This window comes from Streptomyces physcomitrii (assembly GCF_012273655.1).
GTDB lineage: Bacteria > Actinomycetota > Actinomycetes > Streptomycetales > Streptomycetaceae > Streptomyces > Streptomyces physcomitrii.
The window spans coordinates 90,410-103,712 of the sequence record NZ_JAAWWP010000001.1; the positions used below are offsets into that span (position 1 = coordinate 90,410).

11 protein-coding genes and 1 tRNA gene are annotated in these 13,303 nt (G+C 72.6%); 8 read left to right on the forward strand and 4 right to left on the reverse strand.

Features of this window, described 5'->3' with window-relative positions; translation table 11 throughout:
• Positions 1-7: 7 nt before the first annotated feature.
• A complete protein-coding gene (locus tag HFV08_RS00385; RefSeq protein ID WP_246341414.1) occupies positions 8-790 on the reverse strand; it encodes an ArsR/SmtB family transcription factor in 783 nt (260 codons plus the stop codon).
• 378 nt (positions 791-1,168) lie between these two features.
• Here HFV08_RS00385 and HFV08_RS00390 point away from each other — a divergent pair, with 378 nt between their 5' ends.
• Together HFV08_RS00390 and HFV08_RS32245 are read left to right on the forward strand one after the other, a co-directional pair.
• Positions 1,169-1,726, forward strand: a complete 558-nt coding sequence (locus tag HFV08_RS00390; protein ID WP_168534694.1) for a TetR/AcrR family transcriptional regulator — start codon at positions 1,169-1,171, stop codon at positions 1,724-1,726.
• Positions 1,727-2,177: 451 nt separating this feature from the next.
• Positions 2,178-2,432 (forward strand): SDR family NAD(P)-dependent oxidoreductase, encoded by a 255-nt coding sequence (locus HFV08_RS32245; protein WP_312885240.1) that lies wholly within the window; start codon positions 2,178-2,180, stop codon positions 2,430-2,432.
• Between the two features lie 783 nt (positions 2,433-3,215).
• Here HFV08_RS32245 and HFV08_RS00400 read toward each other — a convergent pair.
• Positions 3,216-3,287, reverse strand: a tRNA-Cys gene (locus HFV08_RS00400).
• 436 nt (positions 3,288-3,723) lie between these two features.
• Between HFV08_RS00400 and HFV08_RS00405 the strand changes: the two genes are divergently transcribed.
• The 4 genes from HFV08_RS00405 (at position 3,724) to HFV08_RS00420 (ending at position 9,258) form a co-directional block, all read left to right on the forward strand.
• Positions 3,724-5,331 carry an MFS transporter gene (locus HFV08_RS00405; protein ID WP_168534695.1) on the forward strand — a complete coding sequence of 536 codons (1,608 nt, stop codon included), beginning with the start codon at positions 3,724-3,726 and terminating at the stop codon, positions 5,329-5,331.
• A gap of 242 nt (positions 5,332-5,573) precedes the next feature.
• Positions 5,574-7,370, forward strand: a complete 1,797-nt coding sequence (locus tag HFV08_RS00410) for a DEAD/DEAH box helicase (RefSeq protein WP_168534696.1) — start codon at positions 5,574-5,576, stop codon at positions 7,368-7,370.
• A 366-nt stretch (positions 7,371-7,736) separates the two neighbouring features.
• Complete coding sequence (locus tag HFV08_RS00415) at positions 7,737-8,378, forward strand: IclR family transcriptional regulator (RefSeq protein WP_040249198.1); 642 nt, start codon at positions 7,737-7,739, stop codon at positions 8,376-8,378.
• A 91-nt stretch (positions 8,379-8,469) separates the two neighbouring features.
• Positions 8,470-9,258, forward strand: a complete 789-nt coding sequence (locus HFV08_RS00420; protein WP_168534697.1) for a S16 family serine protease — start codon at positions 8,470-8,472, stop codon at positions 9,256-9,258.
• A gap of 125 nt (positions 9,259-9,383) precedes the next feature.
• On the opposite strand, the gene HFV08_RS00425 is transcribed toward HFV08_RS00420, so the two are convergent.
• Entirely contained in the window at positions 9,384-9,854 is a 471-nt protein-coding gene (locus HFV08_RS00425; RefSeq protein WP_168534698.1) for an Lrp/AsnC family transcriptional regulator, read from the reverse strand.
• 159 nt (positions 9,855-10,013) lie between these two features.
• Here HFV08_RS00425 and hppD point away from each other — a divergent pair, with 159 nt between their 5' ends.
• Together hppD and HFV08_RS00435 are read left to right on the forward strand one after the other, a co-directional pair.
• Positions 10,014-11,165 (forward strand): 4-hydroxyphenylpyruvate dioxygenase, encoded by a 1,152-nt coding sequence (gene hppD, locus HFV08_RS00430; protein ID WP_168534699.1) that lies wholly within the window; start codon positions 10,014-10,016, stop codon positions 11,163-11,165.
• A gap of 164 nt (positions 11,166-11,329) precedes the next feature.
• On the forward strand, positions 11,330-12,700 hold the full coding sequence (locus tag HFV08_RS00435) for an FAD-binding oxidoreductase (protein WP_168534700.1): 1,371 nt from the start codon (positions 11,330-11,332) through the stop codon (positions 12,698-12,700).
• 90 nt (positions 12,701-12,790) lie between these two features.
• Here the strand turns inward: HFV08_RS00435 and HFV08_RS00440 are convergent, their stop codons facing one another.
• Positions 12,791-13,273: an SsgA family sporulation/cell division regulator gene (locus HFV08_RS00440; protein ID WP_040249186.1), complete on the reverse strand. Its 483-nt coding sequence runs from the start codon at positions 13,271-13,273 to the stop codon at positions 12,791-12,793.
• Positions 13,274-13,303: the final 30 nt, after the last annotated feature.

Genomic DNA, 13,303 nt, shown 5'->3' on the forward strand with positions numbered 1-13,303 from the left:
GGGCCGGTCACAGGCGGCGGCGCAGCAGGGCGGCGCCGAGCGGCGTCACCTCATGCAGCACACTGTTGCCTTCGCGTGTGCTGACCACCAGTCCCGAATGACGCAGCACAGCGAGGTGCTGACTGGTCGAGGACAGCAGCAGTCCCACGCGCCGGGCGAGTTGACCAGTGTTCCCGCGGCTGCCCTCCCCGACGACCTCCAGGACGGCGGCACGGCTGGATCCCACCAGGTCGGCGAGTGAAGCACCGGCGTCGTTCTCCAGGTCCGGCTCCCCCACCTGGTGGCCGAGCGGATAGACCAGGACCGGCCACAGGGCCTCGTCCAGGAGGGCCACCGGCGTGTGGCGGCAGAAGTACGAGGGCACGAGCAGCAGTCCGCGTCCCTGCAGGTGCACGTCCCGTTCGACGGGGTAGTCGGCGGACAGGACCGGGGACTGCCAGCGCAGCACGGGCGCGAAGGTACGCAGCATCTCTTCGGTGCCGAGGCGGCACTGGGTTTCGGTCCGGTGCCGCCGGTCGCCCTCGATGCGGGAGGCGATGTCCCGCCAGGCGGGCTCGAGAACGGAGGCGTGGTACTCGCGCAGGACCCGGCCCAGGAGGTGGAGGGTGCTCGCTTCGCCGTCGGCCAGTTGCCGGGCCCAGTGGGGCAGCGGGTTGCGGGCCGACAGCAGCCCGAGTTCGGTGCGCAGTCGACGGCGCGGAGTGGCGAGCACCGCGTCGATCCCGCACTCCAGCCCGCCCGAGGCCTCAGCGGGAGTGAGGAAGTCCGGGAAGTAGCCACGCGACGGCATCAGCGGCGACAGTATCTGCAGGGCACGGGCATCGCGAGCGCACCTGCGGCGCCGCCAGCCGTCGAGTACCGGTTCCCGCCTCTTCTCGCGGAGTTGGTGCAGGCTCAGGACGGTTTCCCATAATGGGTCCGGTTGCTCGGCGATCCTGGTGCGGGCCAAGTCTCCGGCGCTGAAGTGGATACGCAGCACGGCTTCCCCCGATGTCCGCCACGGCGTTTCTGTGCTGTACACGTGCCCCGGACCGTCTGACGAGCCGGAGCGTGACTGCCCTACACTGGGACCGTAATGGCGAGAACCGCGGTTCTCAAGGCGGCGCGAGGGTGAGGCAGATACTGAAGTCGCTCTCAGGACACGAGTCTCGGACGAGAGAGGCAGACCATGTCTGACCCTGTGCGCGATCATGTGGTCGCGGTCGCCGATGAGTTGTTCTACACCCATGGCGTCCACGTGGTGACGATGCGGCGCGTCCGGGATACGGCGAGGGTGCCGCTGAAGCGGCTCTATGAGATCTTCCCGTCCAAGGACGTGCTGCTGGCGGCCTGCCTCACCCGCCGCGATCTGACGGCTCGCGCGGCGATCAGACAGCGGATCGACGCGATCGAGGATCCGGTGGCCAAGGCCCTCGGCCCCTTCGACTTCCTGGACGACTGGTTTCGCCAACCGGGCTTCCACGGCTGCGTGTTCGCCGGCGCGTTCGGGGAAGCGGGTGCCGCGGCACCGATCGTCGTCACTGCGGTGCGGACGCACAAGCAAGCCCTGCGTGAGCTGCTGACCGAACTGGTGGCGAAGACCGGCATACGGGACGTGGACGCGGTCGGGGCGCAGTTGGCGGTGCTGTTCGACGGGGCGATGGCCATAGCCACATTCACCGGCGACACCGACGCCGCGCTCCACGCTCGCCGGGCGGCACAGGCCTTGCTCGACACCGCTGCCTGATTCCGGCGGGCTCTTCGCCGAACTTGTCCGCCCCGACGGGCCGCACCGTTGTCGTGACCCGGGCCAACAGCGCCACGGCGACGTCACCGCCCCGGAGGCGGCCCGCGCCGGAGCCCGGGTGGTGCTCGCGGTGCGCGACACCGGGCGAGGTCCACCCGCCGCACCTCCACCTGCCCGGGCATCGTCCGGGCGGCCTCCGCGCCGCGGGCCGCCGACGGCTTCGAGATGCAGTCGGTACGAACCACCTCGGCCCCTTCGCCCTGATCAAGCTGCTCGGGTACGAGAGGTGGCGCACCTACGGCAGGTCCAAGCTCGCGAACCTGCTCTTCACCCCCGAACTCCAGTGCCGTCTGGAGACCGCCGGCTCGCCCGTCACCGCGCACGCGGCCACCCCGGCTGGTCCGCCACCAACCTCCGGGGCCACACCGCCAGCAGGATGGAGGAGGCGGTCATGGCGGTCGGCAACCGGCTGCTCGCCCAGCGGGACGAGACGGGCGCGCTGCCGACCCTCTGCGCGGCCACCCAGCCGCCGCCCGGCGCGAGCTGCACGGGCCCCTCCGGCTTCCAGGAGTTCCGCGGCCACCCGGCCCCCGCGGGCCGCAGCAAGGCGGCCCAGGACACCCGCGCCGCCCGGCGCCTGTGGCACATGTCCGAGCAACTGACCGGGGTGAGCTTCCCGTTGGCGGCCCTGCGCCTGGACTCCTGAACCCGCTCGGGCCTTCCCGCGTCCGGCGGGCCAGGAAACGGGTGCGCCCGGCGAGCGGAACCCTCCGCCCACCGGACACACCCGTACGAGCGGCCGTGGCGGGAATCGAACCGTACCCGCGCAGCTTGCTCGGCCGGTTGGTCCGCTTCGAGGGTCTCGTGGTCGCGCCTACCGCTTCTTGCGGATCCTGCTTTTCTTCGCCTTGGCTTCCCTCTCCTTGCGTTGCGCAACTCCATAGGCCGACCAGGGGCCTTGATGCTTGGCGCAACGAGAAGTACCGATCACCGCAAGGTTCCGGCACGCTGAGCCGGCTTTGGTGCGCGCGCCGCACCTGGACTGAGATGCCACTCCGTACCCCCTACCGAAAGGCCAGGTAACGCCAGGCATGCTTCCACGCCGCATGGGCCCGCGGGAGGGCGTACGCGCGCAGCACGGGAGCACGCTCCGAAACCGCACTGAGGCAGCTCGGCGGTGTGCCCTCGCGGCACCGGACGCGGCACCGGGTGGGGGGGGGATGGCGGCCGTTGAGTGGCGGGTTGTCATGTCCCTCCGATGCCCAGCGCAGGGTGGACGCCGTGCGGACGGACATCGCGAGGCAGGCGGACGGGCCGATCCGGAAGCCCGGGACGGACCGGCCGGCCGGATGAGGGCGAGGACGGTGCGGCCGGCGCTCTCGTTCCGGCCGACTGAGACGGCAACGGAACGGCACCTGAGACGGACGGTCGGAAGGGCGGCACCGCCTACGGGGTGCCGCCCTTCCGGCGTGCCTGGTCAAGGCAGTTGAGGCCGTGGCGGGAATCGAACCCACGTAACTCGCTTTGCAGGCGAGCCCCTGAACCACTCGGGCACACGGCCATCCGCCCCGCTCGGCCGCCGCGGACCCGAGGGTGCGGCGCCCGGCGAAGGCGATGCCTCGACGGTAGGCAGCGGTCGGCGGGGAGCTCAAGGGCTTCGGACCGACTGCAATACGAACGCCATACCGCGTTCACGGACCCGGGGCGCCCGGCGCTCACGGACATCCGGCGCCCGGCGCCCACGGACCCAAGGAGCCCGCCATCCACAGACACCCGCCGCCCGGCGCTCACGGCCCCGAGCCGCCCGGCGCCCACGGACACCCGGCGCCCGGCATCCACGAACCCGGGGCGCCCGGTGTGCGCCGGAGCCATGTGCTCCTCGCCGGGCGGTCCCACCGGAGCCGTACGCTCCGCCCCGCGGTGTAGGGCGAAAGGCCGACCGTTCTCCCACCCTCCGACAGGGGTCAGCCGGTTGTACGCCCCTTACGCTGGCGGACATGGCCGCCCTGGAACCGCGCGACGCCGATGTCGCCCCCACCCCGGAACAGACGAGGACCCCGCGCACCGCCGACCGCACCGCGCCCCCCTTCGACGGGGTCCGCGACCCGGGCAGCGGTACGGAGACGGAGGAGCCGCCGGGCGGATCCGGGGAGCAGGACCCCCGAGCCGGAGTCCTCAGCCGTGCCTACCGGGCGCTCAGCATCGGCATCGTCTCCGTCGTGCTGCTCATCGCCTTCGAGGCGACCGCGGTGGGGACCGCGATGCCGGTGGCCGCCCGGGAGCTGGACGGGGTCTCGCTCTACGCCTTCGCCTTCTCCGGGTACTTCACGACGAGCCTGCTCGGGATGGTGCTCTCGGGGCAGTGGGCGGACCGGCAGGGGCCGCTCGGGCCGCTGGCCACCGGGATCTCCGCCTTCGGCGCGGGGCTGCTGCTCTCGGGTACCGCCGGGTCGATGTGGGTGTTCATCGTGGGCCGCGCGGTGCAGGGGCTCGGCGGCGGTCTGGTGATCGTCGCCCTGTACGTCCTGGTCGGGCGGGCCTACCCGGAGCGGCTGCGGCCCTCGATCATGGCGGCCTTCGCGGCGAGCTGGGTCGTCCCCTCGGTGGTCGGCCCCCTCGCCGCGGGCACCGTGACCGAACGGCTGGGCTGGCGCTGGGTGTTCCTCGGCATCCCGGTGCTCGTGCTGCTGCCGATGGCGCTCGCGCTGCCGCAGATCCGCCGCCGCGCCTCGGGGCCGCCGGAGCACCACGGGGAGGGCGCGCCCGCGGAGCCGGGCCGGGCCGCCCGGCGGCTGCGGCTGGCCTTCGGGATCTCGCTGGGCGCGGGGCTCGTGCAGTACGCGGCGCAGGATCTCAGCTGGTGGTCGGTGCTGCCCGGGGCTGCCGGGGCCGTGCTCCTGGTGCCCGCGGTACGGGGGCTGCTGCCGCGCGGCACCTACCGGGCGGCGCGCGGGCTGCCCTCGGTGGTGCTGCTGCGCGGGGTGGCGGCGGGCTCCTTCATCGCCGCGGAGTCCTTCATCCCGCTGATGCTGGTCACCCAGCGCGGGCTCTCGCCGACCATGGCCGGGGTCTCCCTCGCGCTGGGCGGCGGCACCTGGGCACTCGGCAGCTTCGTCCAGTCCCGGCCGCGGGTGGAGCCGTACCGGGAGCGGCTGATCGCCTTCGGGATGCTGCTCGTGGCGGCGGCGATCGCGACCGCGCCGACCGTGCTCCTGGACGCGGTGCCGGTCTGGATCATCGCGGTGGCCTGGGGCTTCGGCTGCTTCGGGATGGGCCTGGTGATCTCCTCCACCAGTGTGCTGCTGCTGAGGCTGTCCACTCCCCGGGAGGCGGGCAGCAATTCGGCCGCCCTGCAGATCTCCGACGGCCTGTCCAACGTCGTCCTGCTCGCCGCGGGCGGCGCCGCCTTCGCGGCCCTCGGCGGCGGCGCGGTCGGCGGCACCCACGAGGTCACCTCCGCCGCGAGCGCCTCCCACCCCGGGGCCTTCCTGGTGGTCTTCGTACCGATGGCCGTGGTGGCGCTGGCGGGCGCGTGGATCGCGGGGCGGCTGCGGGTGGCCGAGTCCGCGGGCGGGCCCGGTACCGGGAGTGCGGCGGCCGGGTGAGCGGGCCGCCACGGGGTTCCGTACGGGGACACTGCGGCGGCGCGGCGGAAGGGGGCGTCCGTCCGGTGGCGCCGAAGTGGCGCCCCGCGACCGGCAGTTGCCCGCCCGCCCCTACGTGAGCTGAGTCGCACCCGCCCGCCCCGTCCGTGTTCCCGGAGCCGGGCCCCGGGTGCCCCCGGTAGGGTGGCCCGGTCCCGTTCGCGGGAGAGACGACCCTGGCCGCCGAACCACTGCCGGAGACCGTGACTACCACGACGCATTCCTCGCACCTGTCGCCCGCCTTCCCCGGCCGCGCCCCCTGGGGTACGGCGGGCAAGCTCCGGGCCTGGCAGCAGTCGGCGATGGACCGCTATCTCGGGGAGCAGCCGCGGGACTTCCTCGCGGTGGCGACGCCCGGCGCCGGCAAGACGACCTTCGCGCTCACCCTGGCCTCCTGGCTGCTGCACCACCACGTGGTCCAGCAGGTGACCGTGGTCGCGCCGACCGAGCACCTGAAGAAGCAGTGGGCGGAGGCCGCCGCGCGGATCGGGATCAAGCTCGACCCGGAGTACAGCGCGGGCCCGCTCAGCAAGGAGTACCAGGGCATCGCGGTCACCTACGCGGGTGTCGGCGTACGGCCGATGCTGCACCGCAACCGCGTCGAGCAGCGCAAGACGCTGGTGATCCTGGACGAGATCCACCACGCCGGCGACTCCAAGTCCTGGGGCGAGGCCTGCCTGGAGGCCTTCGAGCCGGCCACCCGCAGGCTTGCCCTGACCGGTACGCCCTTCCGCTCGGACACCAACCCGATCCCCTTCGTGGTCTACGAGGAGGGCAACGACGGCATCCGGCGCTCCGCCGCCGACTACACGTACGGATACGGCAGCGCGCTCGGCGACGGCGTGGTGCGGCCGGTCATCTTCCTCTCCTACAGCGGCAACATGCGCTGGCGGACCAAGGCGGGCGACGAGATCGCGGCCCGGCTCGGCGAGCCGATGACCAAGGACGCCGTCTCGCAGGCCTGGCGCACCGCGCTCGACCCGCGCGGCGACTGGATGCCCAATGTGCTGCGCGCGGCGGACCTCCGGCTCGGCGAGGTGCGCAAGGGCATCCCGGACGCGGGCGGCCTGGTGATCGCCTCCGACCAGGACTCGGCGCGCGCCTACGCCAAGCTGCTGCGCGAGATCACCGGTACGAAGCCCACCCTGGTGCTCTCCGACGACACCGGGGCCTCGAAGCGGATCGACGAGTTCAGCGACTCCGCGGACCCGGACGCGCGCTGGATGGTCGCGGTGCGCATGGTGTCCGAGGGGGTGGACGTGCCGCGGCTCGCGGTCGGGGTGTACGCGACCACCATCTCCACGCCGCTCTTCTTCGCCCAGGCGGTGGGCCGTTTCGTACGGTCCCGCAGGCGGGGCGAGACCGCCTCCGTCTTCCTGCCCACCATCCCGGACCTGCTCGGCTTCGCGGGCGAGATGGAGGTCGAGCGCGACCACGTCCTGGACAAGCCGAAGAAGGAGGGCGAGGAGGACCCGTACGCCGAATCCGAGAAGGAGATGGAGGAGGCGAACCGGGAGCAGGACGAGGACACGGGCGAGGAGGAGACGCTGCCCTTCGAGGCGCTGGAGTCCGACGCCGTCTTCGACCGGGTCCTCTACGACGGCGCCGAGTTCGGGATGCAGGCGCACCCGGGCAGCGAGGAGGAGCAGGACTACCTCGGCATACCGGGGCTGCTCGAACCCGACCAGGTCCAGCTGCTGCTGCAGAAGCGGCAGGCGCGGCAGATCGCGCACAGCCGCAGGAAGCCGGACGAGGAGGCCGACCTCCTCGAACTGCCCGCCGAGCGGCGCCCGGTGGTCTCCCACAAGGAGATGCTCGAACTGCGCAAGCAGCTCAACACCCTGGTCGGCGCCTACGTCCACCAGAGCGGCAAGCCGCACGGCGTGATCCACACCGAGCTGCGCCGGGTCTGCGGCGGACCGCCGAGCGCCGAGGCCACCGCCGGGCAGCTGCGCCAGCGCATCGACAAGGTGCGGGAGTGGGCCACCCGGATGCGCTGAGCGCACCCGGATCGGCCGTGCCGGGCGCCCGGTGCCCGGCCGCGCTGAGCGCACTCCGGTGTCCGCTGGGCGGAGGAGTGCGGCCCGCCATGATCTTGCCCCCGGTACGGAACCGGCGTAACGGGACGAAAGGGATGCGGGGACTGCCCGGATTCTGGACGGAGTCTTCCGCTCAACGAACTCCGCTCGCTACTGTCCCGCTACGCATACGCCCCGTGGCAGCGCCGCCGCGGAGCGCAGCCGGTTCCGAGTGGCCGGATCGCACCGCCCACTCACTCACCGGCGGCCTCTCACGCGCGTCGTCCTGGGACAGGCACGTCAATCTCGCAGGGGCCGTCGACCCTCACCTACGAAGGAGTGGGCGTCGTGACCGCGGAGACCTCCCAGACGCTCGACCGGGGACTGCGTGTCCTCAAACTGCTCGCCGACACCGATCACGGGCTCACCGTCACCGAGCTGTCCCACCGGCTCGAGGTGAACCGCACGGTGGTCTACCGCCTGCTCGCCACCCTGGAGCAGCACGCCCTGGTCCGCCGCGACCTCGGCGGCCGGGCCCGGGTCGGCCTCGGCGTGCTGCGGCTCGGCCGCCAGGTCCACCCGCTGGTACGGGAGGCCGCGCTGCCCGCGCTGCGCGCCCTGGCCGAGGACATCGGCGCGACCGCCCATCTGACCCTGGTCGACGGCACGGAGGCGCTCGCGGTGGCCGTCGTCGAGCCGACCTGGACCGACTACCACGTCGCCTACCGCACCGGCTTCCGCCACCCGCTGGACCGCGGCGCCGCGGGCCGGGCCATACTCGCCGCCCGCCAGGCCCTGCCCTCCGACCCCGGATACACCCTCACCCACGGGGAGTTGGAGGCCGGGGCCTCGGGAGCGGCGGCCCCGCTGGTCGGTGTCACCGGGGTCGAGGGCAGCGTCGGCGTGGTCATGCTGGCGGAGTCCGTACCGGAGCGGATAGGGGCCCGGGTGATGGAGGCCGCCCGCGAGGTGGCGGACGCGCTGCGCTGAACCGGGTCCGGGCGGCGGGCCCTCGGCCGCCCCGGACCGCTGCCCCGGAACCCGTGGCCGAGGCCTCCGGCCCGCGCGTTAGATTGATCCCGTGCTCTCCCGTCTCTCCCGCCCCAAGGCCCTGGCCGTCTGCGCGCTGCCCGCCGTGGCGCTGCTCGCGACCGCCCTGCTCGCCCCGCTGCCCTTCGCCGTGGCGCAGCCCGGCACCACCGCGGACGTGCTCGGCCGGAACAAGGGCGAGCCGGTGATCACCATCAAGGGGGCGCCCAGCCGCAAGGCCGAGGGCAGGCTGCTGATGACGACGATCGTGGCCACCGGGCCGGACGCCCAGGTGGACTTCGGCGACGTCCTCGACAACTGGTTCCGCACCGACCGCGCGGTGATGCCGCGCGACTCGGTCTACCCGAGCGGCGACACCACCGAGGAGATCGAGCGGCACAACCTCGACGACATGACCGAGTCCCAGGACAGCGCCACCGCGGCCGCGCTCTCCTACCTCGGGCGCGCGGACGAGGACCTCGACGTGCGGCTGAAGCTGGCCGACGTCGGCGGCCCGAGCGCCGGTCTCCTCTTCGCCCTCGGCATCGTGGACAAGCTGGACGGCGACGGCGCGGGCGGCGGCCTGACCGGCGGGCGCACCATCGCCGGTACGGGGACCATCGACGCGGACGGCAGGGTCGGCGCCGTCGGCGGGGTGGAGCTCAAGACGCAGGCCGCCAGGCGGGACGGGGCCAGTGTCTTCCTGGTCCCCGAGGACGAGTGCTCCCAGGCGAAGGCGGAGCTCCCCGAGGGCCTCCGGCTCATCCCGGTGACCGACCTCAAGGGCACCGTGAAGTCGCTGCGCGCCCTGGAGCAGGGCCGGAAGGTCCCGAGCTGCTGAGGCCGCGCGCGCTGCCCGGCTGCTGAAGCCGTGCGCGCCGCCCGGCTGCTGAGGCCGCGCGCCCCCGGTCCGCCCCCTCCCGTACCCGCCGCACCGCCCCGCCCGTACCCGCCGCACCGCCCCGCTCAGACGTCCGCCGCGGCCTGCTCCACCAGCGGGATGATCCGCAGCGGCACCGGGTTCTCCATCACGATCGCCGTCGAGGCGCGGACGATGCCGGGGAAGCCGACCACCCGGTCGATGACGCGCTGCAGGTCCGCGTTGGAGCGGGCGACCAGGCGGCAGAGCATGTCGCCGCTGCCGGTGGTGGTGTGCAGTTCGAGGACCTCGGGCACCGAGGACAGATGCGCCCGTACGTCCGGGCCCTGGCCCTGGCTGATCTCCAGGGTGGCGAAGGCGGTCACCGGATAGCCGAGCGCGGCCGGGTCCACCTCGGGCCCGAAGCCGCGGATCACCCCGCTGGACTGGAGCCGGTCGAGCCGCGCCTGCACGGTGCCGCGGGCCACACCGAGGCGCCGGGAGGCCTCCAGAACGCCTATCCGGGGTTCGCGCGCGAGCAGGACGAGCAGCCTGCCGTCCAGCCGGTCGATCGCCATGGGGCCTCCGATGCGAGGGAGATACGGTCTGGTCCGGCCACGCCCTGACGCTGGTCATCCTGTACAGATCGACCGGCGGATCGGGTGGGCCACTGGTCAGGTTGCCCAGTGGATACGCAAACTATTGCGCACCTTGTGGAACGGCGGGAACCTGCGGGCATGGCTACTTCTGCGCACCTCAACCCCACCCCCACGACCGCCGGCGGAGCTGACCCCTTCCCGGTGAAGGGCATGGACGCGGTCGTCTTCGCCGTCGGCAACGCCAAGCAGGCCGCCCACTACTACTCCACCGCCTTCGGCATGAAGCTCGTGGCCTACTCCGGCCCCGAGAACGGCAGCCGGGAGACGGCGAGTTACGTACTGGAGAACGGCTCGGCCCGGTTCGTCCTCACCTCGGTCGTCAAACCCTCCTCGGAGTGGGGCGAGTTCCTCGCCTCGCACGTGGCCGAGCACGGGGACGGCGTGGTCGACCTCGCCATCCAGGTGCCGGACGCCCGCGCCGCCTACGCCTACGCCGTCGAGCACGGCGCCACCGGCCTCACCGAGCCCTACGAGGTCAAGGACGAGCACGGCACCGTGGTGCTCGCCGCCATCGCGACGTACGGCAAGACCCGGCACACCCTGGTCGAGCGCGGCGACTACGACGGGCCCTACCTGCCCGGCTTCGTCAGCGCCGCGCCGATCGTCGAGGGCCCGGCCAAGCGCACCTTCCAGGCCATCGACCACTGCGTGGGCAACGTCGAGCTCGGCCGGATGAACGAGTGGGTCGGCTTCTACAACGAGGTCATGGGCTTCACGAACATGAAGGAGTTCGTGGGCGACGACATCGCGACCGAGTACAGCGCGCTGATGTCCAAGGTGGTCGCGGACGGCACCCTCAAGGTGAAGTTCCCGATCAACGAGCCCGCGATCGCCAAGAAGAAGTCGCAGATCGACGAGTACCTGGAGTTCTACGGCGGCGCCGGCGTCCAGCACATCGCGCTCGCCACCAACGACATCGTCTCCTCGGTGCGGGCCATGCGCGCCGCCGGTGTGCAGTTCCTCGACACCCCGGACTCGTACTACGACACCCTCGGCGAGTGGGCCGGGGAGACCCGGGTGCCGGTGGAGACGCTGCGCGAGCTGAAGATCCTGGTCGACCGGGACGAGGACGGCTACCTGCTGCAGATCTTCACCAAGCCGGTCCAGGACCGCCCGACCGTCTTCTTCGAGATGATCGAGCGGCACGGCTCGATGGGCTTCGGCAAGGGCAACTTCAAGGCGCTCTTCGAGGCGATCGAGCGCGAGCAGGAGAAGCGCGGCAACCTCTGAGCAGAGCGCGGCACCCTCCGAACGACCGGCGCCCGGCCCGGCCGCCCGTCCGCCGCGGGCGGCGGTGCCGGGCGGCGGTACGGGGCAGGGGGTGTTTCCGCCCCGTACGAGGCGGGGCGTGCCGATGGCTTCACAGCGGCGGTGCCGGGTGCGAAGGTGTGATCATGAGCAGCACTCTCGTCGACCGCCTCCGTGCCGGACTTCCCGACGGGGCCGTCGTCACCGACCCCGCGATCACGGCCTCCTACGCGAACGACATGGCGAGCTTCTGCCCGGCGGAGCCACCCGCCGTGGTGGTCCTGCCGCGCACCGCCGAAGAGGTGCAGCACGTGATGCGCACCGCCACCGAGCTGCGGGTGCCGGTGGTCCCGCAGGGCGCGCGCAGCGGCCTGTCCGGGGCGGCCAACACCAGCGCGGACTGCATCGCGCTCTCGCTGGTGAAGATGGACCGCATCCTGGAGGTCAACCCGGTCGACCGGATCGCGGTCGTGGAACCGGGCGTCATCAACGCCGACCTCTCCAAGGCCGTCCTCGCCGAGGGCCTCTTCTACCCGCCGGACCCCTCCAGCTGGGAGATGTGCACCATCGGCGGCAACATCGGCACCGCCTCCGGCGGCCTGTGCTGCGTCAAGTACGGGGTCACCGCCGAGTACGTGCTCGGCCTGGAGGTCGTCCTCGCCGACGGGCGCCTGATGAGCACCGGTCGGCGCACCGCCAAGGGCGTCGCCGGATACGACCTGACCCGGCTCTTCGTCGGCTCCGAGGGCAGCCTCGGCATCGTGGTCAAGGCGGTGCTCGCGCTGCGGCCCGCGCCGCCGCCGCAGCTGGTCCTCGCCGCCGAGTTCGACTCGGTACGGGCCGCCGGCGCCGCCGTCTGCGAGATCATGAGCGGCGGCCATGTGCCCTCGATGCTCGAACTCATGGACCGTACGACCGTGCGGGCCGTCAACTCCTTCGCGCAGATGGGCCTCCCGGAGTCCACCGAGGCGCTGCTGATCGCCGCCTTCGACACCGCGGACCCGGCGGCCGACCTCGCCGCCGTCGGCGCCCTGTGCGAGGCGGGCGGGGCGAGCCAGGTGGTCCCGGCCGAGGACCAGGCCGAGTCGGAGCTGCTGCTCCAGGCGCGCCGCCTCTCGCTGACCGCCCTGGAACAGGTCAAGGGCACCACGATGATCGACGACGTCTGCGTGCCGCGCTCCCGGCTCGGCGACCTGATGGAGGGCGTCGAGGCCATCGCGGGCAAGCACGCGCTGACCATCGGCGTGGTCGCGCACGCCGGGGACGGCAACACCCACCCCACCGTCTGCTTCGACGCGGCCGACCCCGAGGAGTCCCGGCGGGCCCGCGAGTCCTTCGACGAGATCATGGCCCTCGGCCTCGAACTCGGCGGCACCATCACCGGGGAGCACGGTGTCGGCGTACTGAAGAAGGAGTGGCTGGCGCGGGAGCTGGGCCCGGTGGGGCTGGAGATGCAGCGGGCCGTCAAGCAGGCCTTCGACCCGCTGAACCTCCTCAACCCCGGAAAGCTCTTCTGACGGCGGAGCCGTGGACCGCCCACTGCCAGGGGCCCGTACCGGCTCCGCCGTGCTCGCCGCGCCTGCCGTGAACGCTCGCCGTGCAGCGGCTCACTCCCCGTCCTGGGGCTCGTCGTACGGCGATCCCAGCTGGGGGCGGCCCAGCCACAGGTCGTCGGCCACAGTGGGGGCGAGCAGCTCGGCGAGGCCGTCGTCGATGCGGAGCCGCTCGGCCTCAGAGCCCGGCGGGACCACCCTGAGCGTGCGCTCCAGCCAGGCGGAGACGATGGCGGCCGGAGCTTCCAGGAGCGCGTCGCCGTCGGGGGAGCTGAGCGCCATCAGGACCACGCTGCGGCCCTGTGACTTCGTCGGCCACACCCGGACATCGCCCTGGCCGCAGGGCCGGAACACCCCTTCCACCAGGAGTTCTCTCGCGAAGGTCCAGTGCACCGGGCTCTCCGAGCCGATGTGGAAGGTGATGTGGACGGCGTAGGGGTCGTCGCTGCGGTAGGTGAACCTGGCCGGCACCGGGATGCTGCGCTCTGGTGACAGCACCAGATACAGCTCCAGTTCTCGTTCCACCACGGTGTGCATGGGGTGCTTTCCTTTCCTCGGCAGGGCGCC